At 44.0% G+C, this 881-nt stretch carries 2 protein-coding genes; both read right to left on the reverse strand.

Going from position 1 to position 881, the window contains the following annotated elements; all coding sequences use genetic code 11:
- On the reverse strand, positions 1–637 hold a 637-nt coding region (gene holA / locus A3735_RS02395; RefSeq protein WP_068637529.1), incomplete at its 3' end, for a DNA polymerase III subunit delta.
- 2 nt (positions 638–639) lie between these two features.
- Positions 640–881 (reverse strand): hypothetical protein (locus tag A3735_RS30140; RefSeq protein ID WP_197485615.1); only part of this gene is annotated, 242 nt, incomplete at its 5' end.

Here is an 881-nt window from a genome sequence, read left to right on the forward strand (position 1 = left end):
AGCGAGAAGCATCTGAAACACTTTCCAACACATCTTCAGTAGAAATTTCGACACTGCTGTCAGGGTGAAGAAGCTTAAGCTTCTCAAGCTCCTGTTGTGCAGCGAGTAAGTTGCCTTCTAATCTATCAGACAAAAGTGAAACGGCGTCACGAGCTAAGTTCAAGCCCATTTTATTGGCTCGTTGAGCTATCCAACGCGGCATCTCGTGTAGATTGATTGGCCATATTTGAATGATGGCACCAGTCTGATCAAGTCGGCTACACCACTTGCTTTTAAGTGTGGAAGCATCGAGTTTATCGGCGCAGATCAGTAAAATCTTATCTTCTGGCAAATTATCGCAATATTGTTGAAAGGCTTTTGCACCGGGGGTACCGGGTTTAGATTTTCCAAGTCGAAGTTCAGTTAGTGTCTTTTCTGCAAATAAAGACAGAGTGTTAGCTTCTTCGTTTAAGCTGGTCCAATCGAACTTGCGGTCAACTTCCAGAATCTTTCGCTCATCAAAGCCTTGTTTTTTGCAGTTCAGACGAATGCTGTCCAAAGCTTCTTGAACCAATAGTGGCTCGTCACCGGTTACCAAATAAAGCGGTAAGAGCTTTTTTTTCAGCTCATTCTCAAGTTGCTCAGCTTTGATGCGCATACTTACTCAGAGCCCTCGTTACTGCCGGAATCGCTGGTAGTTAGCGTTTGTTTATTTACGACATCTATCTGGCGGAATATTTCTGAAGCAATGCGCTGGCTAAGTTCAGACTGTAGCTCACTGCGCTCGCGCTCTTTTGATAATAGTGCAGAGGACTGGTGGCGATAGCTATTACGAACGACGATTTCCTGTTCAGCGAGTACTTCTTCGCTCTCTTGAAGAACTAATTGATAACTTACTTTAG

The organism is Oleiphilus sp. HI0061 (assembly GCF_001635675.1).